Source organism: Streptomyces melanosporofaciens (genome assembly GCF_900105695.1).
Classification (GTDB): domain Bacteria; phylum Actinomycetota; class Actinomycetes; order Streptomycetales; family Streptomycetaceae; genus Streptomyces; species Streptomyces antimycoticus.
Map to the genome: position 1 here is coordinate 10,129,689 of NZ_FNST01000002.1, position 18,575 is coordinate 10,148,263.

Here is an 18,575-nt window from a genome sequence, read left to right on the forward strand (position 1 = left end):
CATGACCGGCATCGAGTGCGCCATCGTCCGTGGCGGCACCAGCAAGGGGATCATCATTGAACGCCATCTGTTGCCCGCTCCCGGCCGGGAGCGTGACGATGTCGTCCTGGAGGTCTTCGGAAGCCCTGACGTCCGTCAGATCGACGGTCTGGGCGGAGCGGACAAGCTCACCAGCAAGCTCGCCGTCGTGGGGCCGCCGACCCGGCCCGACTGCGACATCGACTACCTGTTCGGGCAGGTGGGCACGGCGCTCGCGACCGTGGACTGGACGAGCAACTGCGGCAACATATCCGCCGGTGCGGCTGCCTACGCCGTACATCGCGGTTACGTCAAGCCGACTGGCGGGACCGTGACCGTGGCCATCCACCAGGTCAACACCGGCCGGCGCCTGCTCACGACCGTTCCGGTGACCGAGGACGGCCAGCCCGCATGGCAGGGTGACTTCGCCATCGGCGGCGTACCGGGCACCGGCGCGCGGATCGACCTGGACTTCGGCGATTTCGGCGGCGGCATCATGAAACACGGGGTGCTGCCCACGGGCAACGCGGTGGACACGATTGACGTGCCGGGCATCGGACGCCTCGACATGAGCGTCGTCGACGCCGCGAACCTGTGCGTGTTCGTTCGCGCCGCCGACGTAGGGGTGGACCCGCGCTCCGGAGTGGACGTACTCCAGGCGGACACCGCACTGATCGATCGTCTTGAGGCGGTACGGGAACGGGTGTCACGGGAGATCGGGTTCCTGTCCGGCCCCGGTGTGGAGGAGGAGCTGCGCTCCCGGGTCAACCCGTTGGCATTCGTCATCGCACCGCCCACCGATTACGACGCCCTCAACGGAGTCCGGGTCCACGCGGCCGCACACGACCTCGTGTCCCGTTCCATGGCGCGCCGGGCGTTCTCCAAGGCGCACCCGGCGACCGGCTCGATCGGCACCGCCGTCGCCTCCGGCATCCCCGGCACCATCGCCCACGAGTCCTATCGGGGGCACCCGGCCGACGGCGCACCGTACTCCGTCCGGATCGGTCACCCCGGCGGCACCCTTGACGTCACCGTGGAGCAGGAGAACGACCCCTCCGGTGCGCCACTGCTGCGGTCCGCCGTCATCGGCCGCACCGCTCGCGTGATCATGGAAGGCACGGTGTTCTTGAAGTGACCACGCCACTCGACTCCTTCGGCATCCGCCGTGCGGCCCACCTCGGCGGCAGGCTCCGCGCCTATCTGGACCTGCCTGCCCTGGCTACACGCTTTCCGGAAGCCACCCGCCTCCCCGTCAGCCTGCTGATCCTGCTGGAAAACCTGCTCCGGCACGAGGACGGCGAGCTGGTCACCGCTGCGCACATCGAGCAGGTCGCGCGGCGCAGCTGCCACACCGGCGAGCCGGTGGAGATCGCCTACCACCCCAGCCGTGTGGTGATGCAGGACTACTCGGGACTGGTCGCCCTGACCGACCTCGCCACGCTGCGGGACCACGTCGCCCAGGCGGGCGGCGATGGAGCCGCGGTCCGCCCGGTACGTCCCGTCGACCTCGTCGTGGACCACTCACTCGTGGTCGATGTCGCCCGCACGCCCGACGCTCTCGATCGCAACCTGGACAACGAGTATCGCCGGAACAAGGAACGTTACGAGTTCCTGAAATGGGCCCAGGCGGAGTTTGACGGGGTACGTGTCGTCCCGCCGGGCAACGGGATCATCCACCAGATCAACTTGGAACATCTCGCGAACGTTGTGTGCGAAGGCCCGAGCGGACTGGTGCACCCCGAGACCCAGATCGGCACGGACAGCCACACACCGATGATCAACGGCCTCGGCGTGCTCGCCTGGGGAGTTGGCGGGATCGAGGCCGAGGCCGCGATGCTGGGTGAGCCCGTCTCGATGCTCGTACCCGACGTCGTCGGAGTACGGCTGACCGGCACCCTACCTGCCGGAGTGCTGGCCATGGACCTGGTCCTTACCCTCACTCAGCGGCTGCGCGAGGTCGGCGTCGTGGGACGGTTCGTGGAGTTCTTCGGCCCGGCGCTGGCGAACCTGACGGTCGCGGACCGGGCGACACTCGCGAACATGGCGCCGGAGTACGGCGCGACATGCGGAATGTTCCCTGTCGACCACAAGGTGATCGAACACCTCGGCGTCACCGGACGCGACCCGGCACGGACCCGGCTCGTCGAGGACTACGCCCGCGCCGTCGGACTGTGGGACGACCCGGCCTCCGTCCGTGACTACGCCGAGATCGTCGAGATCGACCTGGGCACGGTCGGGCGGAGCGTCGCCGGTCCCAAGCGGCCCCAGCAACGACTGGAGCTGCCGCAAGTCGCCGCGAGCACGCCCGCGCCACGGACCGGCGACCCACACGGTGCCCACCGCGACATCCCGGCGACGCTTGACCACGGCGACATCGTGATCGCGGCGATTACCAGCTGCACCACCACCTCCAACCCGCAGGCGATGGTCACGGCGGGACTGCTGGCGCGCAATGCCGTGTCCAATGGCCTGACCGTCGACCCGCGGGTCAAGACGTCCCTCGCACCAGGTTCGCGATCTGTCACCCGTTACCTCGCCGACGCGGGGCTGACAGAGGCGCTCGAGACACTGGGCTTCGCGGTCGTGGGCTACGGCTGCGCGACCTGCGTCGGCAACTCCGGCGCCCTCGACCAGGCAGTCGAGGCCGAGATACGTGACCGCGACCTGGACGTCGCGGCCGTACTGTCCGGCAACCGGAACTTCGAAGGCCGCATCCACCCGGTCGTACGATCGAACTACCTGGCGTCACCTCCCCTTGTGATCGCCTATGCGCTGGCCGGTACCATGCGCGCCGACCTGGACCGGGACCCACTGGGCACCGGTGCCGACGGCACACCGGTGTACCTCGCGGACCTCTGGCCCGACCCCGCCGAAACCGAAGCGATCATCGCCCGGTCCGCAGGACGGGACGCGTACGCCGACGTCGATATCCACGCGGGCGGCCGACGCTGGGACGTCCTCTCTTCCCCGGCCGGAACCCACTTCCCGTGGGACCGGAACAGCACCTACATCTCACCCTCGCCGTTCGTGGAACCCGCTGCACCCACCGACGGCCCGATCACCGCCGCGGTCCCCCTGCTCGTTCTCGGGGACAACGTCACCACCGACCACATCTCCCCAGTCGGCTCCATCGAACCCGACGGCCCCGCCGCCCGACTGCTCACAGAACGTGGCATCGCGCGCGCGGACTTCAACTCCTACGGCGCCCGCCGGGGCAATGCCGACGTCATGGTGCGCGGCACGTTCTCCAACGTACGGCTGCGCAACGACCTCGTCGCCCCATTGACCGGCGGTCTCACCCGGCTTACGGGGGTCGGCGAACCGCTGCCCGTCCACGAGGCCGCCGACCTGCTCCGCAGGGTCGGGGTGCCGGCCGTCGTCGTGGCGGGAGTCGGCTACGGCGCCGGCTCCGCTCGCGACTGGGCCGCCAAGGGCACTCGCATGCTCGGCGTACGGGCCGTACTGGCTCGCAGCTTCGAGCGGATCCACCGGGCCAACCTGGTGCTCATGGGCGTGGTTCCGGTCGAACTCACCGAAGATCCGGGCCCACTCGACGCCGACACCCGCATCACCGTCGACCTACCGACCGGACCCGTCCTCCCACAGACTTACGTCGAGGTTCACTTCGACCACCCGCGGCACGGGCGGCACACGGTCGCCGCCCTGGTGCGCGTGGACACCGCACAGGAGTCGGCATACCTCGCTCAAGGCGGGGTGCTGCGGGCCGTATTGAACAAGCTCATCCAGCGGCACACGCCGCACACTCAGGAGGCAGTCGCATGACCACTCCGATACCGAGGACCCGCGCCATGCGCCCGGCCGACCTGAACGCCGTGGTCGACTGGTGGCAGACCGACATCGTCGACATCGAGCCCGGCGTGATCCGGCTCCGCGGCTATCCGGTCGAACAACTCATCGGCCACGTCTCATTTCCCGCGATGATCTGGCTGATGCTCCGTGGCGAACTGCCGGAATCGCGGCATGCCGACCTCTTCGGCGCAGTGCTCGTCGCCGCCGTCGACCACGGACCCCAGGCCCCGTCGATCGCCACCGCCCGCATGGCGGCTACCTGCGGCGTCGGTATCAACAACGCGATGGCCAGCGGTGTCAACGCCCTCGGCGACGTGCACGGCGGCGCGGGAGAGCAGTGCATGCGGCTCTTGGCTCGCGTCATCGACGGGCAGGACAAGGGCGAGGAAGTCGCCTTCGCGGTGCGGCGTGAACTCGATGCCTGGCGCACGGAGCATGGGCGCTTCATTCCGGGATTCGGGCATCGCTTCCATCACGTGGACCCTCGGGCAGTGAGGCTGGCGGAACTGGTCGATGAGGCGCACGCCGCCGACCGGGTGTCCGGCAAGTACCTGGCCGCGGCCCGGGAAATCGAGCGGTCCCTCAGCAGTTCCGGCCGCAGCGTCCCGATGAACATCGACGGCATCGCCGCCGCTGTCCTACTCGAACTCGGCTTCCCCTGGCAGCTGGGCCGCGGTGTCTTCATCCTCTCCCGCAGCGTGGGAATCTGCGCGCACGCCTTCGAACAGACCCGGCAGGGTGGACGTATCAAGGGCCCGACGCCCCCCGCCGTCGGCTTTCGCTACACCGGCCCCGGGCCTCGTTCGCTCCCCGAGGAAGGCAGCACGTCATGAACCTCCCGACGGACGAGTCTCCGACCGAACGGACACTGCCTCTGGACGGCGTCCGCGTGCTGGAGCTCGGCCACACCATCCTCGGCCCGTCGTGCGGGATGCTGCTCGCCGACCTCGGTGCCGACGTCGTCAAGATCGAGCCCCCGGGCGGTGAGCGCACCCGTCGTCTCAAGGGTTTCGGCACCGGTTACTTCGGCTTCTTCAACCGCAACAAGCGCAGTGTCGAGGTCGACTACAAGACCGCCGACGGTCTCGCCGAGATCCGCCGGGCGATACTCGACGCGGACGTGCTGATCGAGAACATGGGACCAGGAGCGCTCCGCAGGGCAGGGCTTGGGCCGGAGGAGGCCCGCGCCCTCAACCCACGGCTCGTCTACTGCTCGCTCAAGGGCTTCCTGCCGGGCCCCTACGAAACCCGCGCCGCCCTCGACGAGGTCGTGCAGATGATGAGTGGCCTGGCCTACATGACCGGCCCCCCTGGTCGGCCGCTGCGGGCGGGTACGTCCGTCACGGACATCCTCGGCGGAGTCTTCGGGGCGGTCGGCATTCTGGCGGCTCTGCGCGAGCGGGATATGACGGGCGAGGGCACCCTCGTCCAAGCCTCGCTGTTCGAGACTGCGGCCTTCTTGATGGGTCAGCACATGGCCTACGCGGCACTCGGCGACGGGCCCGTCCCGCCCATGCCCGCGCGGGTCAGCGCGTGGGCAGTCTACGAGTTGTTCGAGACGGCGGATGACGAGCACCTGTTCGTCGGCATCACCAGTGACGCCCACTGGGCCGGGTTCTGCCGGGTCTTCGAACGAGATGACCTGGCCGTCGACCCGGAGCTCGCCACCAATGAGCTCCGGGTCGACGCGCGGCCGCGGCTCATCCCGGAAGTCGCCGCGATGCTTCGCGCCCTCCCCGTCGATGAGCTGGAGAAGCGGTGCCATGACGCACGACTTCCCTACGCGCGTATCGCACGTCCGGAGGATCTCTTCGAGGACCCGCACCTTATGGCAAACGGCAGTCTCGCGGACACGACCCTTCCGTCGGGAGTGCGCACCAGACTGCCCAAAATTCCCATTCGACTCGGCGGCCGGCCGTTCGGCCTGCGCCGCAACCCACCGGCCGGGCCCGAGCCGCGAGGATGGTGGTCAGCTCCCTGATTTCGCGGACGCTCACGGTATGCCGCCGGGAAATCCGGCTGCCTGGCCGAGGGAATGGTCGTACCGAAAACAATACCGCTCTCCTGCCGAGCGGAATTTCCCCTTTCATCGGAGCCAAACCCGCCAAACAGCGAGTTCGTGCAGCACCGAAGACGATCCTCTGAGGCGGCGGGGCAGCCGGACCCACGAGGACCGTGACGCGGTCCCGACACTCGCTTGTGGATCGTACTAAACTGAACGTACAGTTCAGTTCACACATGTGAAGGAGAAGCGTCTTGTCCGCTGAGAGCTCGGCAGACGAGCAGGTCAATGAGCAGGGTGACAGCCGTGGCAGCCCGGCGGAGGGTCAGAAGACGACGGTGTGGAAGCGCCGCACTTTTGTGTCAGCGACCGCCGCTGCCGGCGGTGCGGCGGTCGGCGGCGCGATGCTGGCCGTCTCGTCCTTCGGCGACGAGTCCGCTCCCGCCGCACCATCGAGTGATGTGTCCCTGACGATCAACGGCGAACGTCATGCGCTGACCGTCGACAATCGCACCTCCCTGCTGGACCTGCTCCGCGAGAGACTGGGGCTGACCGGTACCAAGAAGGGCTGCGATCAGGGTGCCTGTGGCGCCTGCACGGTTTTGGTCAACGACAAGCGGGTCAACGCGTGCCTGACGCTCGCCGTGCGGTGCGACAGCAGCGCCGTCACAACCATCGAGGGCCTGGCCGACGGGGACCGACTGCACCCGCTCCAGAAGGCGTTCGTGGAACGCGACGCGTTCCAGTGCGGGTACTGCACACCCGGACAGATCATGTCCGGCGTCGGCTGCATCAGCGAAGGTCACGCCGGGTCACGCGAGGAAATTCGCGAATGGATGAGCGGGAACATCTGCCGGTGCGGTTGTTACGTCAACATCGTTTCCGCCGTGCGGGACGCGGCGGACGGAAGGTAGGTCGTCGTTCATGCATCCTTTCTCCTTCACCAGGGCGCGAACGATCGACGCTGCCCTCGCCGCAGGAGCGCGGGGCGGCCGATACTTGGCGGGCGGCACCACGCTGGTTGACCTCATGCGCGAGACGGTCGAGCGCCCCAGCAGCATCGTGGACATCAACGACCTGCCTCTGCACGAGGTCTCCGCGACGTCGAGCGGTCTGCGTATCGGTGCGCTGGCTCGCATGAGCGATGTCGCGGCGCACCCTGCCGTCCGCACCCGCTACCCAGCGATCGCACAGGCCCTTGAGCTGAGTGCATCCGCACAGCTTCGCAATGCGGCGTCCATCGGGGGCAACCTGATGCAGCGGACCCGTTGCGCCTACTTCCGGGACGTATCGGCTTCCTGCAACAAACGGGAACCGGGCACGGGCTGCGCCGCGCTGCGCGGTCACAACCGCACCCACGCCATCCTGGGCACATCGGAAGCCTGTGTGGCCACTCATCCCTCTGACCTCGCCGTCGCGCTTCTGGCGCTCGACGCGGTCATCCACCTACGCAGCCGCGCCGGCGCGCGCTCCGTACCCGTGGCGGACTTCCTGCTCCGCCCCGGAACCACACCAGAACGAGAGCACGACATCCGCCCTGGAGAACTCATCACCGCAGTGGACGTTCCTGCCGCCGCGCACACCAGGACATCGGGCTACCTGAAGGTACGGGACCGCCAGTCGTACGAGTTCGCTCTGGCCTCCGCCGCCGTAGCACTGCACATCGAAAAAGACGTCATCCGCTCCGCCCGTGTCGCTGTCGGGGGAGTGGCGACCGTTCCATGGCGGCTGCCCGCGGTCGAGCACCGACTGCTGGGCGCCCGCCCTTCGCGACAACTCTGGGCCGACGCAGCGGCCAAGGCGGCCGACGGCGCCAGGTTGCTTCGGCATAACGCGTTCAAGGCCGAACTACTCCAGCGAACCGTAGCCCGCCAACTCGGCACCATAGGAGGCAGGAAATGACACCGTCAGCAGTCGGCGCGCCCGTATCGAGGGTCGATGGCCACGCCAAGGTCACGGGTGCCGCCACCTACGCTGCCGAGTTCGAACCACCGCGCCTGGTTCATGCCGTCATGGTCAGCAGCACCATTGGCCTCGGCAGGGTGACCGGCATCGATACACGGGCCGCTCGCGCGCAACAGGGTGTGCTGGAGGTCCTCAGCCATCTCAACGCCCCCAAGCTCCCGTACCGCGACTTCCGCACCTCCATCGACCCTCCTGTCGGGGAACGGTTGCATGTCCTGCAGGACAACAGGGTGCGATTCTTCGGTCAGCCGATCGCCGTGGTGATCGCCGAGACGCTGGAGACGGCGCGGCACGCCGCTGGGCTGGTCGAGGTCACCTACGCAGCGGAACAGCCGTCGACCGAGTTGGCGACTTCCAGGCAGCGCGCCCTCGTACCGGCCGGTGAGCAGGGGAACTACAGCCGGGGCGACGTGGATGCGGCCCTGCGCACCGCTCACACGGTGATCGACCGGAAATACCGCATGGTCCGGGAGAGCCACAATCCGATGGAGCCGCATGCCACTGTGGCCCGCTGGGACGGCGACACACTCACCCTGTGGGACAAGGCCCAATGGGTGCAGTCGACAGCGCCACAGATAGCGGCAGTGTTCGGTCTGCCGAAGTCATCCGTGCGCGTCATATCTCCCTACGTCGGCGGCGCGTTCGGTAGCGCTCTTCGTGCCTGGCCGCACGTGACGCTCGCGGCCATGGCCGCCCGGCAGGTAGGGCGTCCGGTCAAACTGGTACTGACCCGCAAGCAAATGTTTTCGGGTACGGGGTACCGAGCTGCCGTTGACCAGAGAATAGTCCTCGCCAGTGACCGCAACGGGCGCCTTACGGGTCTCGCCCATGAGGCACGCGCCGAGACATCCCGCTATGAGCAACATCAGGACGCTGTCCTCGAACTGGCCCGCGTGCTGTACTCGGTGCCCAGCGTCCGCGCCTCGTACCGGCTGATCCCGTTGGATGTCCACACGCCCACCTTCGCTCGGGGGCCGGGTCGCACACCAGCTGCCTTCGCCATCGAGTCCGCGCTTGACGAGTTGGCGTACGAGTTGCGTATGGACCCCATCGAGCTGCGGCTGCGCAATGAGCCCGCGCGCGACGAGTCCACGGGGCGGCCGTTCTCCACCCGCCGACTGAGGGAGTGCTTCCGCGTCGGGGCTCAGAAGTTCGGCTGGGAACAGCGGAATCCACGCGTGCGCTCCACCCGCGACGGACATTGGCTGATCGGCACAGGAGTCGCCACAGCGTGCTACCATACACTGCGGGGTGCCGCGCGGGCTCTGGCCCGGATCGACGCCGACGGCTCGGCCACGGTGTCGAGCGCAACCAGCGACATGGGCCCGGGAACCTATACATCCATGTCCCAGGTGGCATCGGACGGACTCGGTGTCGCGATGAGCAAAGTCCGATTCCGGTTGGGCGATTCACGCCTTCCCCTCGCTCCCTCTCACGGCGGTTCGCAGACCATGGCCAGCGTGGGATCCGCGGTACAGGACGCCTGCGACAAACTACGGGAAGCCGCTATAGCCCTGGCTGTCGCCGACCCTCAGTCGTCACTGCACGGTGCCGACCCGAAACAGGTCCGCGTGCGAGGCGGTCGCCTGTTCCTACCGGGTGCCCCCCACCGAGGCGAGACGTATGAGCGACTGCTGCGTCGGCAGGGGAGAACCCACCTGGAGGCAACCGGCACCTATACGCCCGGAGAAGAAGTCGACCGCTACTCCAGCTACGCTTATGGCGCGGTATTCGCGGAAGTCGCCGTTGACGAAAGCCTTGGTCTCGTCCGGGCGCGACGGCTCTTTTCCGCATTTGACGCAGGACGCATCATCAGCCCGAAGCTTGCCCACAGCCAAGCTATCGGAGGCATGGTCGGGGGCATCGGCATGGCGCTGCTGGAACACACGGTCACCGACCACAGGGACGGCCGACTCGTGAATGCCAGCATGGCCGACTACTTGGTCCCCGTTAACGCGGACGTGCCCGAGGTAGACGCGTTGTACCTCAATGGCGAGGACAAGACGGCGGACCCTATCGGAGTGAAGGGGCTGGGCGAAGTGACCATCGTCGGCGTCGCGCCCGCGATCGCCAATGCTGTCCACCACGCGACAGGCCGCCGTGTCCAGGACCTACCGATCACCCTGGAGTCAGTGCTGTGAGCCGAGCAGCTGAGGCAACAGACCTCATGCGTCCCACCCGCACCACCGCACCGTGCAGCGCAGTCCGGCGATGCCCGTAGGCCGTCCATCGAGGTGATGAGGGCGGTGCTCGCTCGCTGCAGGCGCATGGCGGGTAGGGCCGCCTGGGGGACGGCGATGAGGCCGAAGGCGTTGACCTCGAACTGGGCGCGAGTGACTTCGCGCCCCCACCTCGTAGCTGGCGCTGACCAGGCATGTGTGCCATGTCCCGGGTGCCTTTGTCGACCATGGTGACGACCTTGCCGTAGTCGGATGACACTCAGAAGGCGCGCGTACGCCGGGGCGGGCGCAAGGTGGTGCAGCATACCGACGACCGCGTGTCCAGCGGGGTGCGCCTCAGCGACTGCGGCGCACCCTGTTGAGAGTCTGAGCGGTTCAGTGGCGAATGCATGGGGGTGGCGATTTGGATGAGGCGAGCAGGCCATTGAGGGCGGTCTCGACGAGTGTCCGGGCATGTTCTTCGGTCAGAGCTCGGTGACCGCTGAGACGACGAAAGATCAGCGGGCCGAACAGGATGTCGATGACGTCGTCCACTGCAATGGCAGGGGCAACCTCGCCGCGGTCAAGGGCACGCCGCCACAGGTCAGCGATTGCTTTGCGGCGGCCGTCCAGAAAGTACTCCCGGAAATAGGCGGCACCGGCCGAGTCATCCACGCAGGCTGCGAGCAGTTGGGCGAAGATCTGACCGCGTTCGCTGGCGTAAAAGGCACTCACCCGCACTACCTGTTCAGTGAGGTCACCGATGGCAGATCCGGTATCCGGCAGAGTCAGCTCATCGGCCATCATGCGCCCGAACGCCTTTCCGGCAACGGCGGTCCGCGACGGCCAGTGCTTGTAGATGGTGGCCTTACTGACCCCGGAGCGAGCAGCGATCGCGTCCACGGTCGCGGCCGCCAACCCCCCTTCCAACAGCAGTTCCTGTGTCGCGGTGAGCACCGCCTCGTGGATGCGCTCGCTGCGTGGCCCCGTGGGGTGCTCGATAATTCCCGCTGCCTGCGAGGTGGCCTTCGGTCTGCGTGGTGACATCGTCTTGCTCCTTGGTTAGCGACGCCGCGCGCCGGGCCCGTCCTGTCCTGCGCTTGCCGAATACCTCATCCGTGCAGGTCACGCGGCATGTCTGTATTCGTGGAGGATGCCGCCAAGGCGTCGTGGCGTCGTTTGTCGAGGTGGCTTAGCTTGTCTGGATCGTTGATTGGTGTGGGCAGTGGGTATAGCGGTCGGGCGTTCGCGATGCCCTGGTGCAGTCGATGGGAGGTGTAGAACTCCTCGAACTCTCGCAGGGCGTGGAGCAGGTGGCGTTGGTTCCAGATCAAGGTTCGGTCCAGGAGCTCGTGTCTGCAGGTCTGCACCCACCTTTCCATGATCGAGTTCATTCTCGGCATCTGGATGCCGGTGAAGACGACCTCGATCCCCGTGTCCTTTAGGGCAGCGTCGAACAGGGCGGGGAACTTCCCGTCTCTGTCTCTGATGATGAATCGTGCCCGGCAGCTGGCGTCCTCAAGGTCCATAACCAGGTTCTTCGCAGCTTGGGTTACCCAGGATGTGGTCGGGTGTGCGGTGGCGCCCAGGATCCGGATGCGACGGCTGCTGTGTTCGATCACCGCGAGTACGTACATCCGCGCGCCGGACAGGGTGACCGTCTCAAGGAAGTCACAGGCCAGGAGCGCGTCGGCCTGGGAGCGCGGGAAGTCGGCCCACGTGCTGGAGCTCCGGTCGGGCGCCGGATCAACGCCGGCATCCTTAAGGATCTTCCAGACGTTCGACGCGGCCACCTTCACTCCCAGCACGAGCAGCTCGCCATGAAGGCGCCTCCAGGGCTTGTTGCGAAAGTGCGGGGGACGGCCACTGATCTGGCTGGTCTGATTGCATAGTAGGACTCCGTTAGGTCTTCCGGTTCGGCCTGTTCCTGGGCATGTTGGGTGGATGGACGCATATGAGTGAACCGTGTTCGGGCGAAGTTGGCGTTATACGTGGCTGACGTGTTCGCGTCGGTGCCGCGCAAGGACCAGCGGGCCAAAGGTGACTGCTACCTGCGGGGACTGATGTTGGACGGCCGCCGCAAGTCGATCCAGGCCATGGCCTCGCGGCTGCCGGACGGCAACGAACAGAACCTGCAGCAGTTCGTGAACCAGTCCACCTGGGACCCGGTGCCGGTGCAGCGGCGGATCTGCGAACGCATGCTGCCACTGGTCAACCCGACGGCCTGGGTGATCGACGACGTGTCGCTGCCCAAGGACGGAAGCATGTCGGTCGCCGTGGCTCCGCAGTACTGCGGAGCTCTGGGCAAACGCGCCAACTGCCAGGTCGCGGTCAGCGTCCACGCCGCCAGTGACACGGCCTCCTGCCCACTGCAGTGGCGGCTGTTCCTGCCCAAGGAGTGGGCGGCGGACACTGACCGCAGGACCGTCACCCGCATCCCGCCCGAGGCCGGGCACCGCGAGAAGTGGCGGCTGGCTCTGGACATGCTCGACACGCTGGCCGGCTGGGGCATGAGGCCGCCGGTCGTGGTGGCCGACGCCGCCTACGGCACCAACGCCCACCTGCGGGCCAGCCTGGCAGAGCGGGGAATCGACTACATGCTGGCCGTCCGCGCGGACGTGACCGCCCACCCATTCGACGCCCAACCGACAGCCCCGGACCGCAAGGGCCCCGTCGGCTGCTGGCCCCAGCCCCGCTACCGCCACCCCGCACCCTCAGTGGCAGCCCTTGCCACCGGCCTCGGGCAGGAGGCGTTCACCTCCCTCACCTGGCGGCAGGGCTCACGCGGCGAGTTACGTTCCCGCTTCGCCGCCGTGCGCGTCCGCCCGGCCGGCAACGCCGTCGAACGTCCCATCCGGGCCGTCGCTTCGGCCGAACAGGGCTGGTGGGACGGCATCCTGCCCGACTGCTGGCTGCTGGTCGAATGGCCCGAAGAGGCCGAGGCTCCCACCGACTACTGGCTGTCCAACCTGCCGGCCGACACTCCGATCGCCGACCTCGTCCGTCTGGCCAAGGTCCGCTGGCGCATCGAGCACGACTAATCCGTTGAGACGGCGGTCCCAGGCTCACGTCCGGGCCGAGGACCGTTCGAGCCCCGCTCGTGACACTTGTGTACAGATGGCGTTCAACACCTGGACCGGTGCACGGATGGGCGCTCGGCGCCGGAGGGATGCCTTGAGCACGATGGACTTGCCAGGTCTAGCGGTAGATCGGCACCTTCCAGCGTCCTTGACCCCTGTCTCGATATTGGTTGGCATTGGTGGTGCGAGCCCGCTGCACGGTGACCTCTTGCAGCACGCGAGCCGTGAGTTCCTGCATAGACAGAGGCCCGTGCGGTGCGCTGGTGCCGCGAACGACTGGTGAGGTGTCGGCCCGACCCCTGCATGGTCGAGGCCTGGGATTAGTCCGACGTGTGGCCCGCAAGCGCTCGTGACCGGCGCAAACATCAGTGCCATGGGGAGGGAACAACTTGATCTACTGCGGTATCGACTGGGCGGAGAAGACGCACGACGTTGCCTTGGTTGATGACACAGGACGGCTGCTGGCCAAACGGCACATCACGGATGATGCGTCCGGGTACAAAGTCCTGCTAGAGCTGCTGGCCGACCACGGCGACAGCGAAGAGAGCCCGATCCCAGTGGCGATCGAGACCAGCCGGGGCCTGCCCGTGGCCGTGCTGCGTACCGGCAAGCGACAGGTGTTCGCGGTCAACCCTCTTGCTGCGGCCCGCTATCGCGATCGACACAGCGTCTCCCGCAAGAAGTCCGATCCCGGCGACGCCCTCATGCTCGCGAACATTCTGCGCACCGACATGCATGCCCACCGGCCCTTGCCACACGACTCCGACCTGGCACGCGCTATTGCCGTCCTTGCCCGCGCCCAGCAAGACGCGGTCTGGAACCGGCAGCAGGTCGCCAACCAGCTGCGCTCTTTGCTGCGCAGTACTACCCCGCAGCCTTGGAGGCCTTCAGCAAGTGGGAAAACGGCTTGTGCCGCCCCGAGGCGCACGAACTCCTCCGCCTGGCGCCCACGCCGACCCGAGCCTCGCGGTTGACCCGGCCCCAGCTCCAGGCTGCGCTCAAGCGAGCGGGCCGGAAGCGGGGTATCGAGGCCGAGGCCGAGCGGCTGCGCGAGATCTTCCGCGATGAATGGGCCCACCAGCCACCACTGGTCGAGGATGCCCTCGGCAAGCAGATGTTTGCCCTCCTCCTCCAGCTCAAGGCCACCTCAACGGCCGCCGATGACCTCGCCGCCGCGGTGGAAGAGGCTTTCCCCGAACACCCGGACGCCAGAGTGATCCTCAGCTTCCCGGGACTCGGTGTCCAGCTTGGCGCACGGGTGCTGGCCGAGATCGGAGACGACCGCACTCGGTTCGTCGACGCCCGCGGCTTGAAGGCCTATGCCGGCTCCTCGCCCATTACCAGAGCCTCCGGCAAGAAGTCGTCCATCACCAGGCGGGTGGGTGAAGAACGACCGTCTGAATCACGCAGGGTACCTCTGGGCGTTCTCGGCGTTGAACGGATCGCCCGGCGCCAAGGCCCACTACCGCAGGCGCCGCGACGAGCACGGGGACTGGCACGCAGCCGCCCAGAGGAACCTCTTCAACCGCATGATCGGTCAGCTCTACCACTGCCTTCAGCACCGCACGCTTTTCGACGAGAACACGGCGTTCCCTCCACGACTCGCCACGGCTGCTTGACGAGTTAAGGCCGTGAGGTGTCTACCGGGAACTCAAGCACGGCCTGGGCCTGGACCGCTTCGAAGGCCGCTCCTGGAACGGCTGGCACCACCACGCCACCCTGGTCACCGCCGCCCACGCCTTCCTCACCGAACAGCGGCTGGCCCCAAAAGCCGACACACCGGACTCACCCTCTACCAGATCCTCGACGCCCTCCAGAACCTGCTGAACTGCTGGACTGCTGGACCGGCACCTGCACCACCTGCCACCAACCCCTGCCCAGCAGTGCCACGCCAAGATCAAGACAGACCTAACGGAGTCCTACTAGTGTCTTGCGCCAGAAGTCACCGGCTTAAGTATCTTGCTGGTTCTCGGTGGCTGGCGGAGTGACCTTGGTGAGGTAGTCGGCGAGGGAGTTGAGGATCTCGTCGGCGGTCTTGGTCCATGTGAAGGGCCTGGGGTTCTCGTTCCATCCCTCGATCCAGGCCCTGATGTCTTGCTCCAGTGCCTTCACGGAGGTGTGCACGCCGCGGCGGATGAGCTTGTCCGTCAGCAGGCCGAACCACCGCTCGACCTGGTTCATCCACGAGGATCCGGTGGGGGTGAAGTGGACGTGGAAGCGGGGATGTTTGCCGAGCCACGTCTTGATCTCGGCGGTGTTGTGGGTGGCGTAATTGTCACAGACCAGATGGACGTCGAGGCCGGCGGGCACGGCCTTGTCGATCGTGGCCAGGAATTTCTTGAACTCGATGGCCCGATGGCGGCGGTGCAGTTCCGATATGACGCTGCCGTCGGCGATATTGAAGGCCGCGAACAGGCTGGTGATGCCGTGCCGGTAGTAATCGTGGGTGCGTCGCTCGGGCATGCCCGGCATCATCGGCAGCACCGGCTGGGACCGGTCCAGCGCCTGGATCTGGCTCTTCTCGTCCACGCACAGCACCACCGCTTTCTCGGGCGGATCGTGGTACAGGCCGACGACATCGACGACCTTCGCGATGAACTGCGGGTCGGTGGAGAGCTTGAACGCGTCCTGGAGGTGAGGCTTGAGGTCGAACCTCTTCCAGATCCGCCCGATGGTGGACTTCGACAGCCCGGAGTGCTTCGCCATCGAGGCCCGCGACCAGTGCGTGTCCTTGCCCGGGGTGGACTCCAACGTCGCCGTGAGCACATCCTCGACCTGGTCCAGCAGGATCGAGGGCGGCCTGCCCGGACGCGGCTCATCACTCAGCCCGTCCAGCCGCAAGCGGATGAACCTCGACCGCCAGCGGTTCACCGTTCCCTGTGATACACCGAGTTCGGCGGCGACCTCCTTGTTCGACCCGCCTTCCGCGCATCGCAGCACGATCTTCGCCCGCAGCGCGAGGAACTGCGCGGTCTTCGCCCGCCGCGCCCAGCGCGTCAGCTCCGCACGTTCGGCCTCGGAGAGCACCAGCTCCGGCTTGCGCCGGCCCGGCCGCGGCTCGTCCACCAGGCCCGCCATCCGCCGCGCCACGAACCGCGAGCGCCACTTGCGCACCGTCTCCGTGGACACCCCGAAGTCGGCCGCTACAACGGTATTCGAGGCACCCTCAGTACAGGCCAGAATGATCCGGGCCCGCTCCGACACACGGGCCGACACTGCACCACCCGCCCAACGTGCCAACTCCGCACGCTCCTCGGCAGACAGCACGACTTCGACAGCACGAGGACCCCGAGACGCCATGAAAATAGACTACAGACTTAGAGCCGCGAGTTCAGGCGCAAGACACTAGCCGAAGCTCGCGAACGCGGCGTCGTCAAGATCCGGATCGAGCACCCGCGGGGGCGGATGATGGAGCTGGAGAGCGCGCTGAGCGGCAGATACGGGCTGAAGTTCGCGGCGGTGGCCGAGCCGTCGGCGGAGGAGACGGCGCTGGAAGCAGTCGCGCGCTGCGCCGCGCAGGTTCTTGCCGACCGGGTGGTCTCCGATTCCGTGGTGCGTATGTCGAACGGCACGACGCTCTCCGCCGTGGTCCACGCCATGAAGCCGGTACGGCGCCGCGACAGTACGGTCGTGCAGATGATCGGCACCTTGGGGCTCGACAACCAACTCATCGACAGCCCGGACCTGTGCCGACGGCTCGCCGATGTCCTCGGCGGAACCTATCGGGTGATGCCGGTTCCTCTGGTCGTGAGGACACCGAGGCTCGCGACGGCGATGCGCCGCGAGAACTCGATCTCGATGACGCTGGCACTCGGCTCGCACGCCAATATCGCGCTCGTGGGGATCGGCCTGTGCGACGAGTCGGGATCGGGGCACATTCTCGACGGCTGGACGACACCGGAGACCAACCGGAACCTCCTCGCGGCGGGGGCGGTCGGCCATCTCCTTGGGCACCACTTCGATCTGGAGGGCCGCCACCTGAACAGCGAGTTGTGCCAGAGGACCGTCGGCGTGCCGTTGGAGCGGCTGCGGGAGTGCCGCTGGTCATCGGCGTGGCCGCCGGCCTCAACAAGACCGCGGCCGTCCGCGGTGCGCTCCGCGGCGGTTACCTCGATGCGCTGGTCATCGACGGGCCGACCGCCGCCGCCATGCTCGCCGACGAGGACGGCAGCGGGACACGTGGCGCGGCTGATGTCGGACCCGTATAACCCGCCGCACGGCCCATTCGCTCCAGAGCCATGCCGCCGGAGCGAACAGCGGTGGCGCGGGGTTGGGCCGTGCAAGACGTGCGCTCTTCGACTCGTCCGCGGTTGCGCCTCGTCCGGCCCCCGATATGCACGGGCTGACGCGCAGATCATCCAATGGCCCGGGCGGGGTGCGGACCATGTACTGCGAAGAGACCCGCGAGCCGCGTGGCACGGCCCGCACGCCATCTACGTCACTGCGACCTGTTTGATGCAGGTCCGCGTCGTCACGAGCGGTCTCGGCACTGCTGGCCTTCCGCAACACCCTGACCCGCCACATGTTCTGCCTCGACCGCGGCAGTCTGCCGCCCCGGATCGTCCGGGCCACAGGTGTCCTGGCACTCGCTGCGGCCGTCGCGACCCCTCTTCGCCGACGGGGCTGCGGGCCTTGCGATTCTGCGTATGATCCTTGGTTGCCGAGGCGTCCCCTTGGCCGCCGAGGCGTCCAGGACAAAGGCGGGTGGGTGCGAGTGGCGATGCAGGGGACCGGCCGCTCGGCGGACGCAGGGCGCACCCGGAGCGCTGACCGGTGTCTGGCTGGGTGGGCGGTCCGCAGCCTGCCCGGCACGTTGATTTTCGGATGAGGCGCTCACGTGCGGTCTGACTGGACGGCTCGCTCAGTCGGGGACTCCAGCAGCGAGGTCAACATGTGAACCAGGTCACTGACGACTTCCTCGGTTTCACTGACACGAGCGGTGCCCGCGCGGCGCTGCCGTTCGTGATCGGCCAAGAGATGGAGCGTGGTCGTCTGGAGCCACATCAGCCTCCGTTCGCGCACGCGTCGCGGGAGGTGGCGGAGCTGTTGCCTGAGCAGCCGCAGCACCTTCTTGTAGGAGCGAGGCGGTATCGACCGGCGACGCCACACCTCTTGCAGGGACGGTTCATCGATGATCTTGGCAAGGAACTGCAGGTAGTAGCTCCCCGTCGGGCTTGGCGAGATGCTCTCGGCAAGGGGCTGGACGGCGAGGCGGACGAGTTCCGCCACGTCAAGTTCGTCGGGCTTCTGGGCCAGTTTCAGGAGCTCGGCGCGCCGACGGTCGATCCCCTCCGAACGTGCGACGATGATCGCTTCGATGAGGCCTTCCCGGGACCCGAAGTGGTACTGCGCGACGGACTTGTTCCGCTGGCCTGTGGCTGCGCCGAGCACGCGCAGGGAGAACGCGGCGTAGCCCTGCTCGGCGATCAGGCGCTCGGCGTGCTCGGTCAGGCGGGCGCGCGTCTCCGCGCCGGCGTCGATCGTCTTCTGCTGCTGAGTCAAGGTACCTCCTGCCAGGACACCATGAGCGTAGCTAAGGTA

Annotated in this window: 10 protein-coding genes and 5 pseudogenes; 11 read left to right on the plus strand and 4 right to left on the minus strand. The window is 67.3% G+C overall.

Features of this window, described 5'->3' with window-relative positions; genetic code table 11:
• Nucleotide 1: 1 nt before the first annotated feature.
• The 7 genes from BLV72_RS45720 (at nucleotide 2) to BLV72_RS45750 (ending at nucleotide 9,936) form a co-directional block, all read left to right on the plus strand.
• The gene (locus BLV72_RS45720) at nucleotides 2-1,153 is read left to right on the plus strand and encodes a PrpF domain-containing protein (protein WP_093469946.1); all 1,152 of its coding nucleotides are present in this window, start codon (nucleotides 2-4) and stop codon (nucleotides 1,151-1,153) included.
• Nucleotides 1,150-3,801: an aconitate hydratase AcnA gene (acnA, locus tag BLV72_RS45725; RefSeq protein WP_093469948.1), complete on the plus strand. Its 2,652-nt coding sequence runs from the start codon at nucleotides 1,150-1,152 to the stop codon at nucleotides 3,799-3,801. Before BLV72_RS45720 ends, acnA begins: the two co-directional genes overlap by 4 nt.
• A gap of 26 nt (nucleotides 3,802-3,827) precedes the next feature.
• Nucleotides 3,828-4,661 carry a citryl-CoA lyase gene (locus BLV72_RS45730; protein ID WP_093469951.1) on the plus strand — a complete coding sequence of 278 codons (834 nt, stop codon included), beginning with the start codon at nucleotides 3,828-3,830 and terminating at the stop codon, nucleotides 4,659-4,661.
• Nucleotides 4,658-5,809 (plus strand): CaiB/BaiF CoA transferase family protein, encoded by a 1,152-nt coding sequence (locus BLV72_RS45735; protein ID WP_093469954.1) that lies wholly within the window; start codon nucleotides 4,658-4,660, stop codon nucleotides 5,807-5,809. The genes BLV72_RS45730 and BLV72_RS45735 overlap by 4 nt, the downstream gene beginning before the upstream one ends.
• Nucleotides 5,810-6,234: 425 nt before the next feature.
• Complete coding sequence (locus BLV72_RS45740) at nucleotides 6,235-6,744, plus strand: (2Fe-2S)-binding protein (RefSeq protein WP_093470922.1); 510 nt, start codon at nucleotides 6,235-6,237, stop codon at nucleotides 6,742-6,744.
• Between the two features lie 10 nt (nucleotides 6,745-6,754).
• Complete coding sequence (locus tag BLV72_RS45745) at nucleotides 6,755-7,732, plus strand: FAD binding domain-containing protein (RefSeq protein ID WP_093469956.1); 978 nt, start codon at nucleotides 6,755-6,757, stop codon at nucleotides 7,730-7,732.
• Entirely contained in the window at nucleotides 7,729-9,936 is a 2,208-nt protein-coding gene (locus tag BLV72_RS45750) for a xanthine dehydrogenase family protein molybdopterin-binding subunit (protein ID WP_093469959.1), read from the plus strand. The genes BLV72_RS45745 and BLV72_RS45750 overlap by 4 nt, the downstream gene beginning before the upstream one ends.
• A gap of 414 nt (nucleotides 9,937-10,350) precedes the next feature.
• Here the strand turns inward: BLV72_RS45750 and BLV72_RS45755 are convergent, their stop codons facing one another.
• Nucleotides 10,351-11,001, minus strand: coding sequence for a TetR-like C-terminal domain-containing protein (locus tag BLV72_RS45755; RefSeq protein ID WP_093469961.1), 651 nt, complete (start codon nucleotides 10,999-11,001; stop codon nucleotides 10,351-10,353).
• A 78-nt stretch (nucleotides 11,002-11,079) separates the two neighbouring features.
• Nucleotides 11,080-11,789 (minus strand): annotated as a pseudogene (locus BLV72_RS45760) (integrase core domain-containing protein); the annotation flags it as partial.
• A gap of 123 nt (nucleotides 11,790-11,912) precedes the next feature.
• On the opposite strand from BLV72_RS45760, the pseudogene BLV72_RS45765 reads away from it, so the two are divergent.
• The 3 pseudogenes from BLV72_RS45765 to BLV72_RS45775 form a co-directional block, all read left to right on the plus strand.
• Nucleotides 11,913-12,992: pseudogene (locus BLV72_RS45765) on the plus strand (IS701 family transposase); the annotation flags it as partial.
• A 431-nt stretch (nucleotides 12,993-13,423) separates the two neighbouring features.
• A pseudogene (locus tag BLV72_RS45770) lies at nucleotides 13,424-14,653 on the plus strand (IS110 family RNA-guided transposase).
• A 22-nt stretch (nucleotides 14,654-14,675) separates the two neighbouring features.
• Nucleotides 14,676-14,861 (plus strand): annotated as a pseudogene (locus BLV72_RS45775) (IS701 family transposase); the annotation flags it as partial.
• 123 nt (nucleotides 14,862-14,984) lie between these two features.
• Here BLV72_RS45775 and BLV72_RS45780 read toward each other — a convergent pair.
• On the minus strand, nucleotides 14,985-16,334 hold the full coding sequence (locus BLV72_RS45780) for an IS630 family transposase (protein ID WP_093469963.1): 1,350 nt from the start codon (nucleotides 16,332-16,334) through the stop codon (nucleotides 14,985-14,987).
• Between the two features lie 108 nt (nucleotides 16,335-16,442).
• Here BLV72_RS45780 and BLV72_RS52415 point away from each other — a divergent pair.
• Nucleotides 16,443-17,242: pseudogene (locus BLV72_RS52415) on the plus strand (sugar-binding transcriptional regulator).
• Nucleotides 17,243-17,867: 625 nt separating this feature from the next.
• Here BLV72_RS52415 and BLV72_RS45795 read toward each other — a convergent pair.
• A complete protein-coding gene (locus tag BLV72_RS45795) occupies nucleotides 17,868-18,536 on the minus strand; it encodes a TetR/AcrR family transcriptional regulator (RefSeq protein WP_167746547.1) in 669 nt (222 codons plus the stop codon).
• Nucleotides 18,537-18,575: the final 39 nt, after the last annotated feature.

Excerpts from the sequence above, each read along its gene's own strand:
- BLV72_RS45720 (WP_093469946.1), top strand. The coding sequence starts at position 2 with ATGACCGGCATCGAGTGCGCCATCGTCCGTGGCGGCACCAGCAAGGGG.
- BLV72_RS45730 (WP_093469951.1), top strand. The coding sequence starts at position 3,828 with ATGCGCCCGGCCGACCTGAACGCCGTGGTCGACTGGTGGCAGACCGAC.
- BLV72_RS45735 (WP_093469954.1), top strand. The coding sequence starts at position 4,658 with ATGAACCTCCCGACGGACGAGTCTCCGACCGAACGGACACTGCCTCTG.
- BLV72_RS45740 (WP_093470922.1), top strand. The coding sequence starts at position 6,235 with ATGCTGGCCGTCTCGTCCTTCGGCGACGAGTCCGCTCCCGCCGCACCA.
- BLV72_RS45745 (WP_093469956.1), top strand. The coding sequence starts at position 6,755 with ATGCATCCTTTCTCCTTCACCAGGGCGCGAACGATCGACGCTGCCCTC.
- BLV72_RS45750 (WP_093469959.1), top strand. The coding sequence starts at position 7,729 with ATGACACCGTCAGCAGTCGGCGCGCCCGTATCGAGGGTCGATGGCCAC.
- BLV72_RS45755 (WP_093469961.1), bottom strand. The coding sequence starts at position 11,001 with ATGTCACCACGCAGACCGAAGGCCACCTCGCAGGCAGCGGGAATTATC.
- BLV72_RS45780 (WP_093469963.1), bottom strand. The coding sequence starts at position 16,334 with ATGGCGTCTCGGGGTCCTCGTGCTGTCGAAGTCGTGCTGTCTGCCGAG.